The organism is Streptomyces kronopolitis, assembly GCF_014646275.1.
Taxonomy (GTDB): domain Bacteria; phylum Actinomycetota; class Actinomycetes; order Streptomycetales; family Streptomycetaceae; genus Streptomyces; species Streptomyces kronopolitis.
The window spans coordinates 1-19,740 of record NZ_BMND01000037.1 but is presented as its reverse complement, the minus strand read 5'-3'; the positions used below and the strand labels follow the sequence as shown (position 1 = coordinate 19,740).

17 protein-coding genes are annotated in these 19,740 nt (G+C 73.1%); 9 read left to right on the top strand and 8 right to left on the bottom strand.

Annotated features, from left to right (window positions below; genetic code table 11):
- Positions 1 to 53 precede the first annotated feature (53 nt).
- The 5 genes from IEY78_RS28465 to IEY78_RS28445 form a co-directional block, all read right to left on the bottom strand.
- Positions 54 to 1,178 (bottom strand): LLM class flavin-dependent oxidoreductase, encoded by a 1,125-nt coding sequence (locus IEY78_RS28465; protein WP_189103082.1) that lies wholly within the window; start codon positions 1,176 to 1,178, stop codon positions 54 to 56.
- A 113-nt stretch (positions 1,179 to 1,291) separates the two neighbouring features.
- Positions 1,292 to 2,077 (bottom strand): SDR family NAD(P)-dependent oxidoreductase, encoded by a 786-nt coding sequence (locus tag IEY78_RS28460; RefSeq protein WP_189103080.1) that lies wholly within the window; start codon positions 2,075 to 2,077, stop codon positions 1,292 to 1,294.
- Positions 2,078 to 2,147: 70 nt separating this feature from the next.
- On the bottom strand, positions 2,148 to 3,116 hold the full coding sequence (locus tag IEY78_RS28455; protein WP_189103078.1) for a TIGR03619 family F420-dependent LLM class oxidoreductase: 969 nt from the start codon (positions 3,114 to 3,116) through the stop codon (positions 2,148 to 2,150).
- 587 nt (positions 3,117 to 3,703) lie between these two features.
- Positions 3,704 to 4,048: a MerR family transcriptional regulator gene (locus tag IEY78_RS28450; RefSeq protein ID WP_189103076.1), complete on the bottom strand. Its 345-nt coding sequence runs from the start codon at positions 4,046 to 4,048 to the stop codon at positions 3,704 to 3,706.
- A gap of 622 nt (positions 4,049 to 4,670) precedes the next feature.
- The gene (locus IEY78_RS28445; RefSeq protein ID WP_189103074.1) at positions 4,671 to 5,903 is read right to left on the bottom strand and encodes an amidohydrolase family protein; all 1,233 of its coding nucleotides are present in this window, start codon (positions 5,901 to 5,903) and stop codon (positions 4,671 to 4,673) included.
- 213 nt (positions 5,904 to 6,116) lie between these two features.
- Between IEY78_RS28445 and afsR the strand changes: the two genes are divergently transcribed.
- The 5 genes from afsR (at position 6,117) to IEY78_RS28420 (ending at position 12,221) form a co-directional block, all read left to right on the top strand.
- Positions 6,117 to 9,095 (top strand): SARP-family global regulator AfsR, encoded by a 2,979-nt coding sequence (afsR, locus tag IEY78_RS28440; protein WP_506417103.1) that lies wholly within the window; start codon positions 6,117 to 6,119, stop codon positions 9,093 to 9,095.
- 212 nt (positions 9,096 to 9,307) lie between these two features.
- On the top strand, positions 9,308 to 9,478 hold the full coding sequence (locus IEY78_RS28435) for a hypothetical protein (RefSeq protein WP_189103070.1): 171 nt from the start codon (positions 9,308 to 9,310) through the stop codon (positions 9,476 to 9,478).
- 137 nt (positions 9,479 to 9,615) lie between these two features.
- A complete protein-coding gene (locus IEY78_RS28430; protein WP_189103068.1) occupies positions 9,616 to 9,768 on the top strand; it encodes a hypothetical protein in 153 nt (50 codons plus the stop codon).
- A 148-nt stretch (positions 9,769 to 9,916) separates the two neighbouring features.
- The gene (locus IEY78_RS28425) at positions 9,917 to 11,491 is read left to right on the top strand and encodes a class I adenylate-forming enzyme family protein (protein ID WP_189103066.1); all 1,575 of its coding nucleotides are present in this window, start codon (positions 9,917 to 9,919) and stop codon (positions 11,489 to 11,491) included.
- A gap of 124 nt (positions 11,492 to 11,615) precedes the next feature.
- Positions 11,616 to 12,221 (top strand): TIGR03086 family metal-binding protein, encoded by a 606-nt coding sequence (locus IEY78_RS28420; protein ID WP_189103142.1) that lies wholly within the window; start codon positions 11,616 to 11,618, stop codon positions 12,219 to 12,221.
- A 39-nt stretch (positions 12,222 to 12,260) separates the two neighbouring features.
- On the opposite strand, the gene IEY78_RS28415 is transcribed toward IEY78_RS28420, so the two are convergent.
- Entirely contained in the window at positions 12,261 to 13,898 is a 1,638-nt protein-coding gene (locus IEY78_RS28415) for a FadD3 family acyl-CoA ligase (protein ID WP_189103064.1), read from the bottom strand.
- A 112-nt stretch (positions 13,899 to 14,010) separates the two neighbouring features.
- On the opposite strand from IEY78_RS28415, the gene IEY78_RS28410 reads away from it, so the two are divergent.
- From IEY78_RS28410 to IEY78_RS28400, 3 genes are read left to right on the top strand one after another with little or no spacing between them, the layout of a single operon-like run.
- Complete coding sequence (locus IEY78_RS28410; RefSeq protein WP_189103062.1) at positions 14,011 to 15,159, top strand: lipid-transfer protein; 1,149 nt, start codon at positions 14,011 to 14,013, stop codon at positions 15,157 to 15,159.
- Between the two features lie 6 nt (positions 15,160 to 15,165).
- The gene (locus tag IEY78_RS28405; protein ID WP_373294265.1) at positions 15,166 to 15,711 is read left to right on the top strand and encodes a Zn-ribbon domain-containing OB-fold protein; all 546 of its coding nucleotides are present in this window, start codon (positions 15,166 to 15,168) and stop codon (positions 15,709 to 15,711) included.
- Positions 15,708 to 16,502, top strand: a complete 795-nt coding sequence (locus IEY78_RS28400; protein ID WP_189103060.1) for an enoyl-CoA hydratase/isomerase family protein — start codon at positions 15,708 to 15,710, stop codon at positions 16,500 to 16,502. The genes IEY78_RS28405 and IEY78_RS28400 overlap by 4 nt, the downstream gene beginning before the upstream one ends.
- A 39-nt stretch (positions 16,503 to 16,541) precedes the next feature.
- On the opposite strand, the gene IEY78_RS28395 is transcribed toward IEY78_RS28400, so the two are convergent.
- Positions 16,542 to 17,090, bottom strand: a complete 549-nt coding sequence (locus IEY78_RS28395; protein WP_189103058.1) for a hypothetical protein — start codon at positions 17,088 to 17,090, stop codon at positions 16,542 to 16,544.
- Positions 17,091 to 17,292: 202 nt separating this feature from the next.
- On the opposite strand from IEY78_RS28395, the gene IEY78_RS35045 reads away from it, so the two are divergent.
- Complete coding sequence (locus tag IEY78_RS35045; protein ID WP_189103056.1) at positions 17,293 to 18,288, top strand: hypothetical protein; 996 nt, start codon at positions 17,293 to 17,295, stop codon at positions 18,286 to 18,288.
- A gap of 82 nt (positions 18,289 to 18,370) precedes the next feature.
- Here IEY78_RS35045 and IEY78_RS28385 read toward each other — a convergent pair.
- Positions 18,371 to 19,740, bottom strand: a 1,370-nt coding sequence (locus tag IEY78_RS28385; RefSeq protein ID WP_189103055.1) for an outer membrane protein assembly factor BamB family protein, incomplete at its 5' end; no start/stop codon positions are given.

Sequence of the window (19,740 nt, the reverse complement as noted above, 5' to 3'; positions counted from 1 at the left end):
CTCGGTGGCTGCTCGGTGGCCGCTCCTCGGCGGCGGAGCGCGGCCGGCGGGCGTCAGCTGCCCGCGGTCGTGCGGAACCGGGTGGTCCGGTGCACCGGATCCGTGTCGATCTTCGGGATCACGTGCTCGCCGATCAGCCGGATCGAGTTCATGGTGTCCTCGTAGGGGATCCCGATCGGCAGCCCGAAGCTCAGCTGGTCGGCGCCCGCCCGCTCCCAGCGCCGGCACTGCCCGAGCACCTCGTCCGGGTCGCCGCAGATCATCAGCTCCTCGGCGATCAGCAGCTCGATGACCTCCGTGGTGTAGTCGGGCAGCAGCTCGGGCCACTCGGGGATGCCGTCGGGCCGCGGGAAGGTGTCGTGGTAGCGGAAGACCAGCGACTGGAGGTAGTTGAGCCCGCCGTTGACCGCGATCTCCACCGCCTTGTCGTGCGTCTCGGCGCAGATCGCGGTCGAGGTCACCATCACGTTGTCGTTGACGAAGTCGCCGATCGGCTCGGCGTCCCGGATCGCCGTCTTGTACTGCTCCAGCACCCACTCCATGTCGGAGACCTTCTGCACGCTGAAGCCGAGCACGCCCAGGCCCTTCTTCGCCGCCATGGCGTACGAGGAAGGCGAGCCGGCCGCGTACCACATCGCCGGGTGCGAGGCCCCGTACGGCTTGGGGAAGATCTTGCGGGGCGGCAGCTGCCAGTGGGTGCCCCGGAATCCCGGGTACTCCTCCTGGAGCCACATCTTCGGGAACTCGGCGATGGTCTCTTCCCAGATCTCCTTGGTGTGGTTCATGTCGGTGATGCCCGGCAGGAACCCCAGGATCTCGTGGCTGCCGGCGCCCCGCCCGCTGCCGAATTCGAAGCGCCCCTCGCTGAGGTGGTCGAGCATGGCGACCTTCTCGGCGACCTTCACCGGGTGGTTGACCTGGGCGAGCGGGTTGAAGATCCCGGAGCCCAGGTGGATCCGCTCGGTCGCGTGGGCCAGATAGCCCAGGAAGACGTCGTTGGCGGAGAGGTGCGAGTACTCCTCCAGGAAGTGGTGCTCGGACGCCCAGGCGTATTTGAAGCCGGACTTGTCCGCCTGGATGACGTACTCGGTCTCCTCCATCAGCGCCTTGTGCTCCGCGAGCGGATCGGTCTCGGCCCGCTTGCCCACGTACCCCTGTACAAAGAGCCCGAATTCCACGGAGGTTCACCGTCCCCTGTACTGTTTCTGACGCATCGTCAGATCCGATGTGCCGACTGTTCCAGCGCACGCATGGAGCGTCAAGGCCCGCCACCGGACGAGCTGACGCTACATCAGATGACGCTGACCCCCGCCAGCCAGCCCCCGTCGACGACGAACGGCTGCCCGGTGATGTACGACGAGTCCTCGCACGACAGGAAGAGCGCCAGCCGGGCGACCTCCGCCGGCTGCCCGATCCGCCCCAGCGGCACCACCTTCCGGTAGAGCTCGTCGACGGCCCGCTTCGACTCGGCGGGGTCGGCGGCCGGGTCGAGCGCGGCCGGGTTGGTCATCGGGGTGTCCACCGCCCCCGGGCACACCGCGTTGACGCGGATCTTCCGGGCGGCCAGCTCCACCGCGGCGACCCGGGTCAGCCCGAGGACCGCGTGCTTGGTCGCGGCGTACGCCCCGACGAACGCCATGCCCGTCAGCGCCGTGTACGAGGCCGTGTTGACGATGGTCCCGCCGCCCGCCGCCTCGATCTCCGGCGCCACCGTACGGATCCCCAGGAAGCAGCCGACCTGGTTGACCTGCACCACCTGCTGGAACTCCGCCAGCGGCGTCGACACCAGCTCGTTGAAGCGCAGGATCCCGGCGTTGTTGACCAGCCCGTCGATCTTCCCGAAGGCGTCCTTCGCGGCGACGGCGGCGGCCTCCCAGTCGTCCTCCCGCGTCACGTCCAGATGGACGTAGCGCGCGACGTCCTCCCCCAGCTCCGCGGCGAGCGCCTCCCCCTGCCCGTCGAGCACGTCCCCGAGCAGCACCCGCGCCCCCTCCGCGACGAACAGCCGCGCCTCCTGCTCCCCCTGCCCCCGCGCGGCCCCCGTCACGATGACCACCCGACCGTCGAGCTTGCCCATACCTGCACTCCCCTGATTGATGAGCACGACCGTGCGTGACGGGCGCCGGCATCCGCCCGCGCCCGGGCCGTCAGTCGTCGAGCAGCGCCGCCACGTCCGTCCCGAACGCGGCCATCTGGTCGGTCAGTTCGACCCGGCTGCGGCTGCGGAACCGCACCTGGACCTGGTCCACGCCCATCGCCCGGTACTCCCGCAGCGAGTCCGCGATCCGCTCCGGCGCCCCCGACAGCGTCCGCCGGCCGACCGCCCACTTCGGCTCGCCCACGTACAGCGACTCGGCCAGCGCGCCGATCACCGGCGGCGCCTCGACCCCCGCGGCCTCCCTCAGCCGCCGCAGCCGCGCGATCTGCCCGGGCAGCGCGTCCCGCCGGTCCCCCTGCGGCAGCCAGCCGTCGCCGCGCTCCGCGGCCCGGCGGACGGCGGCGGGCGAGGAGCCGCCCACCCAGAGGGGCGGCCGCGGCGTCTGCACGGGGCGCGGCGCCTGCCCCAGCCCCTCGAACGCGAACCGCTCCCCCGCGAACTCGGGGAACTCCTCGGGCCCCAGCGCCGCCTTCAGCGCGTCGACCGTCTCGTCCAATACGGCCCCGCGCCGCGCGAAGTCCACCCCGAGCGCCTCGAACTCCTCCTGGACGTGCCCGGCCCCGACGCCGAGGATCAGCCGCCCCCCGGAGAGCCGGTCCAGCGTCGCGTACTGCTTGGCCGAGACCAGCGGATGCTTCAGCCCGACCACCGCCACATGACTCAGCAGCCGCACCCGTTCCGTCACGGCGGCCAGATGCGCGAGGGTGGCGACCGGGTCGTACCAGACCGTGCTCATCGCCTCGGCCAGCCGCCGCGGGATCGCGATGTGCTCACAGCAGGCGAGATACGCGAACCCGTACCGGTCGGCGGCCCGCGCGACCGCCACCAGATCGGCCGGCCCGGCCCCCGGCTCCCACCCCTCCGCGAACAACGTGCTCTGCGCCTGCACCGGCAACTGCATCCCATACGCCAGCCGCCCCACCTCGGGCCGCCACACCGCCCCACCCGCGCCGTCCATACGCCCTCCCGCTATACCTGACGGTTCGTCATATAGATTGCGCGGGACATCGTCGTGCCTGACGTGACATCAGACAAGGGGGTGGGGGCAGAGCCCTGCGGGTGATCGCACTGGGGGCGGGGCGGCCGGGCCGGCTGGGCCGCACCACTCATCGACGAGCACGAGCCCTCGACCCCCTACGCCGCCAGTCGGACGCCACGTCCAAGACCGCACGCGCTGACCGGAATCCCCGCCGGTTCCCACGACGCCATCACCTGCGTGCCACCCGCCACCATCTGCGCTTCACCGAAGCTCCCGCCGCCTTCCGACGGCACCTGGCACCCGGAGGACCCTGGTGGCCGTCGGCCTTTCACCCCGGCCGGCGGACGTGAGCTTTCCCGACATCGTCAGTGAGGCCCATGACGCCCCGCCCGGCGCACGGCTCCGCCGTCGGCTGTTCCGGCGCTGCACACTCGCATGGCATCGCCATTGACCAGGCCGCCGGCGGGGCCCTCAAGTCGGCCCCGCCGGCAGTGCGACCAGGCGAGATCAGCAGCCTGCCCACCCCCGGAAACGATCGGCACGCGGCCCCGCAACGCCGACTCCGGTCACGCTGAGGCGTTCGACTGCGGTGTGGTGCCGCGGGAGCGCAGTTCCTCGTTGATGCGCTGGGCCTCTTCGAGCTGGTCTTCGAGGATGACGATGCGGCAGGCGTCCTCGACCTTGGTGCCCTGGTCGACGAGTTCACGGGCGCGGGCGGCGATGCGGAGCTGATAGCGGGAGTAGCGGCGGTGACCGCCTTCGGAGCGCAGCGGGGTGATCAGGCGGTTCTCGCCGAGGGCGCGGAGGAAGGCGGGAGTGGCGCCGATCATTTCGGCGGCCCGGCCCATGGTGTAGGCGGGGTAGTCATCGTCGTCGAGATTGTGGGTGGTGCGGGGACTACTAGGGGGCATAGCACCTCTTCTTTCGGGGACGCATCGAGGGGTCCGAGTGCCGTACGGCACTCGGACCCCGAGCTTTCAACACCATCTACCGGCTGACTGCGCCGGCCTTCTTTTTCCGCTCGTCCGCCTGGGAGGGCGGAGGTGCGGGGATCGCGAATGCGTGACCGGGGACCACCTTCCAATCTGGGGCCTGCGGTACCCGAGCGGCACTCTTCCTCGCCCGGGCGATCCTGATGGCGTCTGCTCCTTACCTCGTTCGCTGAATCGGTCGTACTACTGGACTTGCCGGTACTGCTTGCGGCCCCTTGGACCGCTGGGCCCGGCAGTCAGTGAGGGGACCCACTAATTCCGGCCCCGCCGCTCCACTGCCGTTCCACACGTGCTGTGACCTGCATGCATGGCAGTTCATCTCTGCCGTGCCCTCTTTGCTGTCTTGGCTACGAACGAAACACTAACTCCACTGAGAACCAGATGTCTACTCTGACCGCGACAGATTTTCTCCAGGGCAGGATGTGGGGCTTCTGCTGCGACCACGCGCGGGAAAGCCACTCCGCCGGAAGGCCGGACGACGGGCGCGACGGGCGACGGGCGACGGTTCAATGCCGGAGGGGCCAAAGACCTGGCCCCCCGTTCAGCCGCCGGCAGCCGCCCCCGCCCACAACCCCTCCCCCGTGAGTCCCAGCAACTCGATCGCGTTCCCCCGCACGATCCGCTCCACCACATCCGGGGCCAGGTGGCCCATCTGGGACTCGCCGACCTCCTTCGACCTCGGCCAGGTGGAGTCCGAGTGCGGGTAGTCCGTCTCGTAGAGGACGTTGCCGACGCCGATCGCGTCGAGGTTGCGCAGGCCGAAGGCGTCGTCGAAGAAGCAGCCGTGGATGTGCTCGGCGAAGAGTTCGGCCGGCGGGCGCAGGACCTTGTCGGCGACGCCGCCCCAGGCGCGGTTCTCCTCCCACACCACATGGGCGCGCTCCAGGACATACGGAATCCAGCCGATCTGCCCCTCGGCGTACATGATCTTCAGCCGGGGAAAGCGGTCGAACTTTCCGCTCATCAGCCAGTCGACCATCGAGAAGCAGCAGTTGGCGAAGGTGATCGTGGAACCGACGGCGGCCGGGGCATCGGGCGAGGTCGAGGGCATCTTCGACGAGGAGCCGATGTGCATGGCGATGACCGTGCCGGTCTCGTCGCAGGCGCGCAGGAACGGGTCCCAGTAGTCGGTGTGGATGCTGGGCAGCCCCAGATGTGGCGGGATCTCGCTGAAGCAGACCGCCCGGACCCCGCGCTCCGCGTTGCGCCGCACCTCCGCGGCGGCCAGTTCCGCGTCCCACAGCGGGACGAGGGTGAGCGGGATCAGCCGCCCCCGCGCCTGCGGGCCGCACCACTCCTCCACCATCCAGTCGTTGTACGCCCGCACGCCCAATAGCCCCAGCTCACGGTCCGCGGCCTCGGTGAAGGTCTGGCCGCAGAAGCGCGGGAAGGTGGGAAAGCACAGGGCGGACTGGACGTGGTTGACGTCCATGTCGGCCAGCCGCTCGGGCACGCTGAAGGAGCCGGGGCGCATCTGCTCGTAGGTGATCCCTTCGAGCCTGATGTCGTCGCGGGAGTAGCCGACGGCGGTGTCCAGGCGGGTCAGCGGACGGTGCAGGTCCTCGTAGACCCACCAGTCGGCTATCGGCCCCTCGTCGCCCGCGGCGCCCATCTTTGGAGCGAACTTTCCGCCGACGAAGGTCATTTCCTTCACGGGCGCCCGGACGACGCGCGGACCGCTGTCGCGGTACTTCGACGGGAGCCGGTCCCGCCAGACGTGGGGTGGCTCCACCGTGTGGTCATCCACCGAAATGATCCTGGGGAAGGTCGCCATGCCGGATACGGTAGCGCCGATCTGACGATCCGTCAGCAACGAGGAAGGCGGGGACGGGAATACCGAGCGCGCATGGAACGTTCGAATCCGTGGCCCCGGGGCGCGCCGCCCCGGCCCCGGTCCCGATCAGGCGGGGAGGCTTTGTGCACGGACGGGACCCCTACTGACGGAAGCGGGCGCGACAAGGCAGACTGACCGTTGCGCACAGCGAGGTTGTGCGTACAGCGCGACAGAGTCACACAGCAGGGGGGCACCATGGACGACGGTCCGGGGCGGGAGCGGCTCCGCTTCACCGTGCTCGGTCCCGTACGGGCCTGGCGCGGCGCAACACCGCTGGCAGCGGGCTCCCCGCAGCAGCGCGCGCTGCTCGCTGCACTGCTGCTGCGCGGCGGGCGCACCGCCACCGCGGCCGAACTCGTCGACGCCCTCTGGGGCGACGAACCGCCGCACGCCGCGCTCGCCGCGCTGCGCACCTACGCCTCCCGGCTGCGCAAGGCCCTCGGCGACGACTCCGAGGCCCTGGTCAGCGAGTCCGGCGGCTACGCCCTGCGCCCGGTGGACGGCCGCCCGCTGGACCTCGACCACGACCACGCCGAGCAGTTCGCCGCCGAGGCCGAGAAGGCCAAGGCCTCCGGCGACCGCACCCGCGCCCGGGAACTCCTCGACACGGCCCTGGCGCTGTGGGACGGCGAGCCGCTGGCCGGGCTGGCCGGGCCGTACGTGGACACCCAGCGCACCCGCCTGGAGGAGTGGCGGCTCTCCCTCACCGAGACCCGCCTCGAACTCGACCTGGAAGCCGGCTGCCACGCGGAGGTTGTCTCCGAGCTGACCGCGCTCACCGCCGCCCACCCGCTGCGCGAGCGGCTGCGCGAACTCCTCATGCTGGCCCTCTACCGCAGTGGACGGCAGGCCGAGGCGCTCGCCGTCTACGCCGACACCCGCCGGCTGCTCGCCGACGAACTCGGCGTCGACCCCTGCGCCTCGCTCTCCGACCTCCAGCAGCGGATCCTGCGCGCCGACACCGAGCTCGACGCACCGCCCGTCATCGACGACTGCCCCGACACCAGCGACCAGGTCTTCGTGCGCCCCCAGCAGCTCCCGGCCACCGTCGCCGACTTCACCGGCCGCAGCGCCTTCGTCGACGACCTCGGCCGGCAACTGGCCACCGCCGAGGGCAGCGTGATGGCCGTCTCCGCGCTCACCGGCATCGGCGGCGTCGGCAAGACCACCCTCGCCGTCCATGTCGCGCACGCCGCCCGCGAGCACTTCCCCGACGGGCAGCTCTACGTCGACCTGCAGGGCGCCGGCCAGGCCCCCTCCGAGCCGGAGGCGGTGCTCGGCGCCTTCCTGCGGGCGCTCGGAACCGCTGATTCCGCCATCCCCGACGGCCTGGAGGAGCGCGCCGCGCTCTACCGCTCCACCGTCGCCGGCCGCCGCGTCCTGACGCTGCTGGACAACGCGCGCGACGCCGCCCAGATCCGCCCGCTGCTGCCCGGCGCGGAGGGCTGCGCCGCGCTGATCACCAGCCGCGCCCGAATGATCGACCTGGCCGGCGCGCATCTGATCGACCTCGACGTGATGAGCCCCGAGGAGGCCCTGACCCTCTTCACCCGCATCGTCGGGGAGGAGCGCGTCACCTCCGAGCGGCAGGCCGCCATGGCCGTCGTCGGCGCCTGCGGCTTCCTGCCGCTGGCCATCCGCATCGCCGCCTCCCGGCTGGCCGCGCGCCGTACGTGGACGGTCTCCGTCCTGGCCAGCAAGCTCGCCGACGAACGCCGCCGGCTGGACGAGCTGCGCGCCGGCGACCTCGCCGTCAAGGCCACCTTCGAGCTGGGGTACGGGCAGCTGGAGCCCCACCAGGCACGGGCCTTCCGGCTGTTGGGGCTGGCCGACGGCCCGGACATCTCGCTGGCCGCCGCGGCGGCCGTCCTCGACCTTGACATCGATGCCGCGGAGGACCTCGTCGAGTCCCTGGTCGACGCCAGCCTCCTGGAGTCCGCCGCCCCGGGCCGCTACCGCTTCCACGACCTGGTCCGGCTCTACGCCCGGGCCTGCGCCGAGCGGGACGAACAGCCGCCCTCGGAGCGGGAGGCGGCCCTGTCGCGGCTGCTGGACTTCTATCTGGCGACGGCCGCCCGGATGTACGCCCTGGAGCGGCCCGGCGACCGGCTCATCGACCACATGGAGACCACGAGCTATCCCGGGCTGGAGCTGACGGACCGGCAGGACGCCCTGGCCTGGCTGTTCAGCGAGGCCAGCTGCGTGCTCGCCTGCGCCCGGCACGCCACCGGCCCCGCCTTCCTGCGGCGCTCGGTCGACCTGCTGCTGCTGACCCTGGACCTCGCCGAGTCCGGCGCCGACGCCCGGCAGTACGAGCAGGCCAATGTGCGGCTGCTGGAGGCCGCCCGGGCCGCCGAGGACCAGCACGCCCAGGCCCGGCTGCACACCTCGCTCACCAACGTCCACACCCTCGCCGGACGGCTCGACGAGGCGGACGAGCACGCCAAGTCGGCCATGCTGCTCGGGCTGGCCGTGGGTGACCCCTTCTCGTCGTCCAACGCGCCCAACGACCGGGGCATCATCGCCGGTGAGCAGAAGCGGCACGCGGACGCGGAGGCCTATCTCAACCAGGCGCTCAGCGCCTTCCGCGCGGACAACAACGAGCAGTCCGAGGCCAGCGCGCTGTGCAACCTCTCCCGGGTCCATCTGGACACCGGGCGCACGGACAGCGCCATCGAACTCGCCGAACAGGGCATCGCCATCTACCGCCGGCTCGGCGCCGAACGCCGCCTGGCCAACGGCATGTACGCCCTCGCGCTGGCTTTCACGCTGGCCGACCGCCTGGACGACGCCACCGTTCAGCTGATGAAGGCGCTGACGATATTCCAGCAGAGCCGGCAGCGGTTCTGGGAGGGCATGACGTACTTCCGGCTCGCCGAGGTCGAACTGGCCGGGAACCGGCCCGCGGACGCCGCCAACCACGCCGAGCAGGCGCTGACCACGCTGCGCGGCATCGGCGGCGAATGGTGGCGGGCCAACGCCCTGACGACGCTCGGCCGGGCCCTGCACGCCATCGGCCACCCCAGCCGGGCGCGGGTGTGCTGGCAGGAGGCGCTGGCCATCCACGACCGGCTCGGCTCGCCCGAGGTCATCACGGTGCGCTCGCTGCTGGCCCCCATGGCCGCCGCGTAACCGCAGGTCAGCGACGTAATCGCGGGCGTTTATCGATCGTTCATCGCCGGCGGCCATTCTCTTACCAACCGATCCGCCGCCTCGGGGGGCAAGCGGCTCGGTGACCCGGCCTCACCGTAAGGTGTTCGGCCCTGGTACACCTCTCCGGCGGCCCTCGGGGGAGTCGCCGGCGAGGCGTACTGTACAGCGCCCATACACAGGAGTTGGTCACCGTGAGCACAGAAGAGAGCAACGTCCAGCCGACCCAGAAGCCCGTCATGAAGCCGATGGACAAGCACCGGCCGATCATCGGCGAGGGCACCGCGCCGGAGGCGTCTTCGGCGCCGGCGCCGAGTGTCCTGTCCGCCAAGGACAAGCACAGGCCGATCGTGGACCCGCAGTAGTTCTGAGCGGGAGCACGACGTTTCGGGGGATCGCAGGGGCTGGTTTCGATGGCACGGAGGGGAGCCATCGGGACCGGTCCCTGCGGCGTTTTCTGCTGTCCCCTCCGCCCACGGAACCTTTCACACCCGGAGTACGCATGAACCGACTCAAGACGGCCCTGGTGACCCTGGCGGTGGCCGCCGCCATATCCGGCGCCGCCGCGGCACCGGCGCTGGCGGACAGCAGCCATCACGTTCCCGGAGCGGGCCTGACCACCCTGGACCGGCACCGGCCCGTGGCCCAGCAGTAGGCCCAGCGGCCATACAGCAGCAGACGCAGCAGTAGGCCGCAGCACTCTGACGATCCGTCAGTTTCGCTGCTACAGTCGCGCCATCCGGCCCCGGCGAGATCGCCGGGGCCGGATCACGTTCCGTCCTGCCCACCCCAGGAGGCGCGCCGTGTTCGAACCCGCCCGTGTGCAGTCGCTGTGGGAACTGGTCAACTACCGGGCAAAGGCCTCGCGCGGGGCACCGATGTTCTTCGACGAGGGCGGACGGACGGTCACCTTCGACGAGGTACGCGACGAGGCGCTGCGGGTAGCCGCCGGCCTGCTGGCGTTGGGCATCGGCCCCCGCACCCGGGTCGCCTGGCAGTTGCCGAGTCGGGTCGGGACGGTGGTCGTCTCGTTGGCGCTGGCTCGGGTCGGGGCCGTGCAGATACCTGTCATACCCCAGCACCGCGCGCGTGAAGTGGGCTTCATCCTGGCGGAGTCGGGGGCGGAATGGGTGCTCGTGCCGGGCGTGTGGCGGGGGTTCGATCACACCGCGATGGTGCGCGCGCTGGCCGGGGACGGGGTGCGGGTGCTGCCGGTGGGCGAGCGGCTGCCCGTGGGGGATCCGGCGGGGCTGCCCGAGCCGGCGCCGGGCGGCGACGGGGACACCACCTGGATCTACTACACCTCCGGCACCACCGCCGCCCCCAAGGGCGTCGAGCACACCGATGCCACCCTCATCGCCGGCGGCGTCGGGCTGGCGACCGCGCTGGGGATGTCCCCGGACGACATCGGCTCGATCGCCTTTCCCTACGCGCACATCGCCGGCCCGGACTACGTCATCGCCATGCTGGTGAGCGGATTTCCGGCGGTCGTCCTGGAGAGCTTCGAGCCGGGGCGGGCGGCCGAGGTCTACCGTCGGCACGGGGTGACGATGGCCGGCGGCAGTACCGCCTTCTACCAGGCGTTCCTGGACGAGTCGCGGCGGCTGCGGCAGGGGACGCCGCAGGCCGGCCCGCTGATCCCGTCGCTGCGGCTGCTGTCGGGCGGCGGGGCGCCGCTGCCGCCGGAGCTGTACCGGGCGGCCGGGCGGGAGCTGGGCTGCGCGATCGTGCACGGGTACGGGATGACCGAGTGCCCGATGATCGCGATGGGCACGCCGTACGACAGCGATGAGCAGCTCGCCCGTACGGTCGGCAGGCCGGTCGCGGGCGCGCGGGTGCGCATCGCCCGGCCGGACGGGTCCGAGGCCGCCGCCGGGGAGAGCGGGGAGGTGACGCTGCGGGGCCCGATGCTGTTCCGGCGCTACACCGACCCGGCGCTGACCGCGGAGGCCTTCGACGCCGAGGGCTACTTCCGCACCGGCGACCTGGGCACCGTGCGCCCCGACGGTCACCTGGTGCTCACCGGGCGGCTCAAGGACATCATCATCCGCAAGGGCGAGAACATCTCCGCGCAGGAGATCGAGGATCTGGTGCACACCCATCCGGCGGTGGCGCAGGCGGCGGTGATCGGGCTGCCGGACCGGGAGCGCGGCGAGCGGGTGTGCGCGGTGGTGGTCCCCGCCGATCCGGCCGCGCCGCCGCTCACCCTGGACGCGCTGACCGCGCATCTGCGGGCGGCCGGGCTGATGGTGCAGAAGCTGCCGGAGCAGTTGGAGATCACCGGGGAGCTGCCGCGCGGCGGGCCGCTGGACAAGGTGCTGAAGGCGGCGCTGCGGGAGCGGTACGCACCGCCGCCCGCGCAGCGGTATACGGAGTAGCCGGGAGCCGCGGGCGGTGTGGCGATGAGTTCCGGGGGCGGGCGGAGTCTTCACTGGGAGTGCGGCGACAGCTCTGCGCCGGCACGGCCCCCTCGGAACGGAAGGATCCCGGACGATGACCGACATGACCGAGATGATCGACCTCGCGGCGCAGGCCCGGCTGGTGGCGCGGCTCGGGGAACACACCGACGATGCGCTGCTGGAGGCGCCCACCCCCTGTGAGGACTACGCCGTGCGGCATCTCCTGGGGCATCTCGTCGGGCTGGCCGGCGCCTTCCAGGACGTGGCGCGCAAGGACCTCGGGCCGGTGACCGGCACGGCTCCGGGTTCCGGGCCCCGGGCCGACGTGGCGGCCGGCTGGCGGGCCGAGCTGGACCGCAACCTCGGCGGGATGACCGAGGCCTGGCGCGATCCGCGGGCGTGGGAGGGGGAGACCCAGGCGGGCGGGGTGACGCTGCCGGGCGCGGTCGCGGGCCGGGTCGCGCTCAACGAGCTGGTCCTGCACGGCTGGGACCTGGCCCGCGCCACCGGCCAGGACTACGCCCCCGCCCGGGCCGACCTGGACGTCTGCCATGCGCTGCTGTCCGCCTGGGCCGGGGACGGCGGGGCGGGCGGGACGGGCGACGGGCCGTTCGGGGCCGCGGTCGCCGTGCCCGAGGACGCGCCGCTGCTCGACCGGGTGGTGGCGCTCAGCGGCCGCCGGCCCGACTGGACGCCCCCGGGGGCGTAGGCCGCCGCGGCCCGGGGGCCGGTCCGCGCGCCCGGCGGGTCACGCGGGCGCGGGCCCCGGGACGGCGGCGCGCAGCCGGGTCTTGAGGACCTTGCCGCTGGCGTTGCGTGGGAGCGTGGCGACGAAGGTGACCTCCCGGGGGACCTTGTAGTTGGCCATCTCGCGGCGGGACCAGGCGATCAGGTCGTCGGCGGTGAGCCGGGAGCCGGCCCGGCGGACCGCGTAGGCCCGGCCGACCTCGCCGAGTCGGGCGTCGGGGATGCCGATGACGGCGACCTCGGCGATGTCCGGATGCCGGCCGAGGAGTTGCTCTATCTCGGCGGGATAGGCGTTGAAGCCGCCGACGATGAACATGTCCTTGAGGCGGTCGGTGATCCGCAGGTTGCCCGCCGGGTCGAGGACGCCGATGTCGCCGGTGCGCAGCCAGCCGTCGGGGGTGAGGGCGCGGGCGGTGCCGGCCGGGTCCTCGAAGTAGCCGGACATCACGTGGTAGCCGCGGACCAGGACCTCGCCCGCCTCGCCGGGGGCCGCCGGCGCGCCCGTGGCGTCGACGACCCGGACCTCGGTGCCGGGCAGGGCGCGGCCCGAGGTCGTGGCGATGGTCTCGGGCGGATCGCTGCGGCGGCACATCGTGACGATGCCCGAACTCTCCGAGAGGCCGTACGCGGTCAGCACGGTGGAGATCTTCAGCTCGCTGCGCAGCCGCTCGACCAGCTCCAGCGGGACCACGGCGGCGCCGGTGACCACCAGGCGCAGCGCGGACAGGTCGTAGCGGCCCCGGGCGGGGTGGTCGAGCAGCTGCTGGTGGAGGGTGGGCGGGCCGGGGAGCACGGAGATGTGCTCGGCGGCGATGTGGGCGAGCGCGGTCTCCACGCTGAAGACCGGCTGCGGGATCATCGTCGCGCCGCGCAGCAGGCAGGCGATGATCCCGGCCTTGTAGCCGAAGGTGTGGAAGAACGGGTTGACGATCAGGTAGCGGTCGCCCTCCCGCAGGCCGGCGAGTTCGCTCCAGACGTCGTAGGCGCGCAGGGTCTGCGCATGCGTGATCACGGCGCCCTTGGGGTGGCCGGTGGTGCCGGAGGTGAAGATGATGTCCGAGGCGTCCTCGGGGCGCAGCGCATCGGCCCGCTCGCGGACCGTCCCGGCGGGCACCGCCGCTCCTCCGGCGAGGAAGTCCGGCCAGCTGACGAAGTCCGCGGGGGCGTCGTCGGCGAGCACCACGACCCGCTCCAGCTGCGGGAGTCCGGGCAGCGGGCCGCGGCCGGTGCCCTCCCGGGCGGCGCGGCGCAGCGAGGCGGCGTAGGAGGTGCCGAGGAAGGTGCCGGTGACGAAGAGCAGCCGGGCGCGGGTGCGGCGCAGGACGTAGGCGGCCTCGGCGCCCTTGAAGCGGGTGTTGACCGGGACGAGGACGGCGCCGGCGGTGACGGCCCCGAGGGCGGAGACGATCCAGTCGAGGGTGTTGGGCGCCCAGACGGCGACGCGGTCGCCGGGCAGCACCCCGGCGGCGATGCAGGCGGCCGCCGCCCGCTCCACCCGCTCCCCCAGCTGGGCGTACGAGACGCGGGTGCGGCCCTCGACGACGGCCTCCCGGGGGCCGTACCGCAGGGCGGCCGCGCGCACCAGCCGGGGAATGGCGCCGTACTCCAGGTCGGCCCGCGCATCCAGGTCGTCACGCATGCACTTTCCTCCCGGCGAAGAGAGCATCCCTCAGCACTAGCTGACTGGGCGTCAGATTAGCGGTAGCCTCCTCCGCTGTCAGCACTGACGACCGACCACGGAGGTGGCGACGGTGGCGACCCTCAAGGACGCGACGGCGATAGCCGGCATCGGGCAGACGCCGTTCGCGAAGCAACTCCCGGCATCCGAGAAGACCTTGGCCTGCCAGGCGATCGTCGCGGCGCTGGACGACGCCGGGATCGCCCCCTCGGAGGTGGACGCCTTCGCCTCCTACACGATGGAGGAGACCGACGAGGTCGAGATCGCCAAGGCCATCGGCGCCGGGGACGTCACCCACTTCTCCAAGGTCGGCTACGGCGGCGGCGGTTCCTGCGCGACCGTGGCGCACCTGGCCGCCGCCATCGCCACCGGCCAGGCGAACGTCGGCGTCGCCTGGCGGTCCCGCAAGCGCGGCTCGGGACCGCGGCCCTGGAAGAACACCCGGGTGCAGCTGCCCACCCCGGGGCAGTGGACGCGCCCCTTCGGACTGCTGCGCCCCGCCGACGAGATCGGCCTGCTGGCCCGCCGCTACATGCACGAATACGGCGCCACCCGCGACCACTTCTTCAACGTCGCCCTCGCCTGCCGCAACCGCGCCAACCAGAACCCGGCCGCGATGATGTACGAGCGCCCGCTGACCCGCGAGATGTACATGACCGCCCGCTGGATCAGCGAGCCGCTGTGCCTGTTCGACAACTGCCTGGAGACCGACGGCGCCCTGGCCTGTGTCGTGGTCGCGGCCGACCGCGCCCGCGACTGCCGCCACCGGCCCGTCTACGTCCACGCCGCCGCCCAGGGCCTGCCCGCCCAGCACCACGGCATGGTCAACTACTGGAACGACGACCCGCTCACCGGCCCCGCCTGGACCGCCGCCCGGCACCTGTGGAAGGGCGCCGACCTGGGCCCGCAGGACGTCGACGTGGCACAGATCTATGACGCCTTCACCCCCCTGATCCCCCTCTCGCTGGAGGGCTACGGCTTCTGCGGACGCGGCGAGGGCGCGGCCTTCACCGAGGGCGGCGCCCTGGAGACCGGCGGCCGGCTGCCGCTCAACACCGGCGGCGGCGGCCTCTCGGAGGCGTACGTGCACGGCTTCAACCTCATCACCGAAGGCGTCCGGCAGCTGCGCGGCACCAGCACCGCGCAGGTCCCCGGCGCCGCCACCTGTCTGGTCACCGCGGGCGAGGGCGTCCCCACCTCGGCCCTGCTGCTGAGGAGTTGAGACGCCATGACCATCGGTGAATCCGCCGGCGGGCCCGTGCGGGAGTCCGTGCGTGCTGCCATGACACCCAGCGTGGCACCCGCCACTGACAACCGGCCCGGCGGCAGCGACAGCGGCGAGCGCCTGCTGCTCCCCGTCCCCGACGAGGACGGCGCCCCGTTCTGGGAGTACGCGGCCCGGGGCGAGCTGCGGATCCAGGCCTGCGACGGCTGCGGCGCACTGCGCTTCCCGCCCCGGCCCTGCTGCCCGCACTGCCAGTCCTTCGCCGCCCGCTGGCAGCGGATGAGCGGCCGCGGCCGCATCTGGTCCTACGTCCTGCCGCACCCGCCGCTGCTGCCCGCGTACGCCGCCCTGCCCGGCTACAACGCGATCGTCGTGGAGCTGGCCGAGGCCCCGCGCATCCGCCTCGTCGGCAACCTCGTCACCGCCGCCGACGCCCCCCTCAACTCCGTGGACCCCGCCCGGCTGCGCATCGGCGCCCCGGTCAAGGCCGCCTTCCACACCCTCCCGGAGGGCATGACCGTGCCCCGCTGGCTTCTGGAGCGGCCATGACCCTGCACACCGCCGTCAAGGACGGGGTCGCGCTGGTCACCCTCGACCGGCCCGACCGGCACAACGCCCTCGACCTGGACACCGCCGCCGCACTCGCCGCCACCTGGCGGGCGCTGCGCCACGACGACGCGGTGCGCGCCGCGGTGCTCACCGGCGCCGGCGGCCGGGCCTTCTGCACCGGACTCGACCGCTCCGCGCACGTCCCCCAGCCCACCTCGCCGTTCTCCCTGGACGACCCGCTGCTGCACATCGGCCCGAAGGCCAACGACCTGTGGAAACCGGTGATCGCCGCGGTCGACGGAATGGCCTGCGGGGGCGCCTTCTACCTGCTGGGCGAGTGCGAGTTCCTCATCGCGTCGGAGAACTCCACCTTCTTCGACCCGCACACCACCTACGGGATGGTCAGCGCCTACGAGTCCGTTTACCTGGCCCAGCGGATGCCCTACGGGGAGAGCGCCCGGCTGGCCCTGATGGGGACGGCGGAGCGGCTGGGCGCCCCCCGCGCCTACGCGATCGGCCTGGTCTCCGAGCTGACCGCGCCCGGCGCCGCGGCCGAGGTGGCGCTGCGCCGCGCGGCCGTGCTCGCCGCCCAGCCGACCGAGGCGGTCCAGGGCACCGTGCGCGCCCTGTGGGCGGCCCGGGAGGCGGCCGCGGCACCGGCCCTGGCCCACGCCCCCCAGCTGATCGCGCTGGGCAACCTGCCCCCGGACCGCCAGGCGGAGCTGTTCGCCGCCCGCAAACGGCCCGGCCACCCGGCCGGCGGAACCGACGACGGCCCCCTGGTGAGGTGACCCCGGGACCGCCCCCGGGGACACCCGGCGGGCGGCGCCTCACATACGGGTCTTGTGCGCCCGCGTGATCTGGCAGGTGTACCAGAACTGGCCGATGGAGGACTGGTTGACGGTGTACTTGGCGGTGTACGTCTCGGTGTCCCCGGGGCCGACCACGATCGAGCGCTGGTGCAGCCCGTACGCCTTGCCGTCGGCCGGCTTGGCCTTCATCCAGTTGACGGCCATGTCGTAGGAGAAGGAGTCCGTCGTGGACGGGTTGGTGATGGAGACCGTGTACGTGAACTGGCGCAGTGAATTGGAGAAGTCGCAGTCGCTGCCGCGGACGTCCGAGCGGCCGTCCGGGTCGTAGGTCTCCTCGGCCGGCGACGGCGAGTAACCGGTCTCCTCCGACGGGCTCGCGTCCGGGTCGTAGCCGTCGCTCGACGTGGGCGACGGGGAGGGCGGCAGGATCACGGGGTGCGCCCGCGGGAGGAGGCAGCCGCTGAGAGTGGTGGCCGCCACCAGGGTCAGGGCGGCCGCGGCCACCGCTCTGCTCCCCCTGCGGGCGCCCCCGCGTCCGGCCGTGCCCGTGCGCGTGCGCTGCTTCATGCTCCGCTCGATCCCCCGTGAAAACGTCCGACCTCGCCGCCACCCCGTGGCTTGACGCGTGCACGGCACCCTAGCAAGCGCCGCCGACACCCCGGAGCGGCACCGGCCACGCGGGCGGGCGTACTTGTCTCGCGGGCGCGCACACCCAGGCGTAGCGTCGGTCACGGAGGACGACCGGACGACCCGAAGCGAGGCGACGCCCGTGGTGCGCAACGTTCTCGGGTCGCTGATCGCCCTCATCGGAGCGGCGGCCGCCGTCTGGAGCCCCTTCCGTCCCTGGTACGACGGCCGTCACGGAATCGACTTCCGCATCGAGGACCTCTTCCACGGCCTCACCGGCAACGGTGCCGCGCTCTTCGGCTCCCTCCTCCTCCCCATGGCCTTCGCCGCGCTGCTGACGCTGATCGGTGTCGCCCTGCGCTCCCGGCTGCTGGTCACCCTCGCGGGCCTGGTGGTGCTGGGCTTCACGGTCCTGTGGATGGTCCGCCAGGGGCAGGCCGCCACCGAGCTGACGGCCGGCGCCCGCGGTCTGGGCGTGGGCGTGGCCAACGCCCTGGGCGGTGGCTTCCTGCTGTTGCTCGGCGCCCTGATCATGCGGGGCCGCGGCCGCCGGGTCCTGGACCGCGACGAGGGCGGCCGGGGCTACGACGACCGCGGGTACGACGACCGGCGCCATGACGACCGCGGATACGACGACGGGTACTACGCACGGCCGCCGTACGACGCGCGCTACGACGCCCCCACCCACTACGACCAGGGCACCCCTTATCCCCCGGGGCTCCCCGAACCCTGGGACGAGGGCCGCCCGGGCGCCGAGGGGTGGAACCCGGAGCCGTACCCGACCGGCCCCACCCCCGCCGGACCGCCGGCGGGCCCCGCCCACACAGGCCACGGCGCCGGCGCCCACGGGCCGGGCGACGACACCCCCACCGCTCCCCAGCCGGTGACCCCGCCGCCTCCGCCCACCCGGCAGCAGACACCACCACAGCCCCAACAGCCGCAGCAGCAACCTCCGCCACCGCCGACCATGCCGGCCCACCGCCAGCCCCCCACGCCTCCCGTGGAATGGGGCAGGGAACACCGGCAGCGGCGGCCGCAGGAGCCCGGACAGGGGGCGCCGCAGGAGCCGCAGCCGCGCCAGGAGCCCGAGCCGCCTCCCCGGCAGGAACCCGAACAGCCCCCGGAGGAGCGTCAGTAGACGTCCGGGCGGCAGTGGCGGCACGCACGGCGGCGCCGCACGGCACGGGCCGCCAGGGGCACCGCCCCGCACGGCCGCCGCGTCACGAACGCCGCGCCAGCCCCGTCCCCTTGGCCGCGTCCAGCGCGTACACGCAGCGGTCCTTGCTGCACGCGTAGACCACTCCGCCGACCGCCACCGGGGAGCCGGTGATCTCGCCGCCGGTCTCCAGCTTCCAGCGGAGCTGGCCGCCCATCGCGTCGAGCGTGTAGAGGCAGTGGTCAGCCGAGCCGAAGTGCACCCGGCCCTCCGCGACGACCGGGGCGCCCACGACCTCGGCGCCGGCCTGGAACCGCCAGCGCGGGGTGCCGGTGACCGCGTCGAGGGTGTAGAGCGCCTTGCCGCTGCCCAGATGGACCGCGCCGTGCGCCACCAGCACCGGTTCGGTGGACTGCCGCGCCTCGGTGGCGATCCGCCAGCGGTCGCGGCCGTCCGCCGCGTCCAGCGCGTAGACCGTGCCGAGGTAGTCCGCCAGATAGACCCCGCCGCCGGTGACGGCCGGGCCGGGCGCGAAGGCGGGCGGACTCAGGAACACCGCGGGCGCCTCGAAGTGCCAGCGCACGTCGCCGCGGGCGATGTCGAGCGCCAGCACCCGGGTGCCGGCCACCACGTAGACCGTGCCGTCCGACGCAGGCAGCAGCCGCATCGGCACCCCGCCGCAGGCCGCCGCGTCGCCGATCGGGTACGACCAGCGCTCGGCGCCGGTCCGCGCCTGCAGCGCCTTCAGCCGCGCGTCGGCCCAGAGGAACACCGTGCCGTCGTGCACCACGGGCCCGGCCTCGGCGCTCTCGAAGTCGGTCTGGACGCCACCGGTCTCCCACAAAAGCTCGCCGGTCCCGGCCTCCCACGCCTGGACGCCGCCGCCGCGGGTACTGGTGACGACCGTCCCGTGGTCGACCGTGAGGGCGTAGACCCAGCCCTCGGTGCTCAGCCGCCAGCGGTCGCTGCCGTCCTTGGCGTCCAGCGCGTACAGGCTGGGGCCGTCCGAGGCGTGGATCCGGCCGTCCGCGACCGCCATCGCCCAGGCGACGTCACGGGTCTTGAACGTGCGGCGCCCGCTGGCCACATCGAGCGCGTGCACCTCGAAGGACGTGACGTACAGCAGGTCGTCGGCGACGGCGGGGGTGCCCCAGACGTCGTTCGACATCCGGAACCGCCAGGGGCGCCAGCGGCCCGGCTCGGCGGTCGGGGCCTCGGGCGGGGCGGGCGGCGCGGCCTCACCGCGGGCCGGACCCTCCGTCGCGCCGCCGGCCGCCGGACCCTGCGACGGCACACCGGCCGTGGCGGCGCCGGGCGGACGCACCCAGTTCGTGGCCGCACCGGCCTGCGCACGCGGCTGCGGGCCCGGGGCGTCGGCACGCGGACCGGGCCCTATCGGGGCGGGCGAGCCGCCGAGGCGTACCGGGCCGGCCG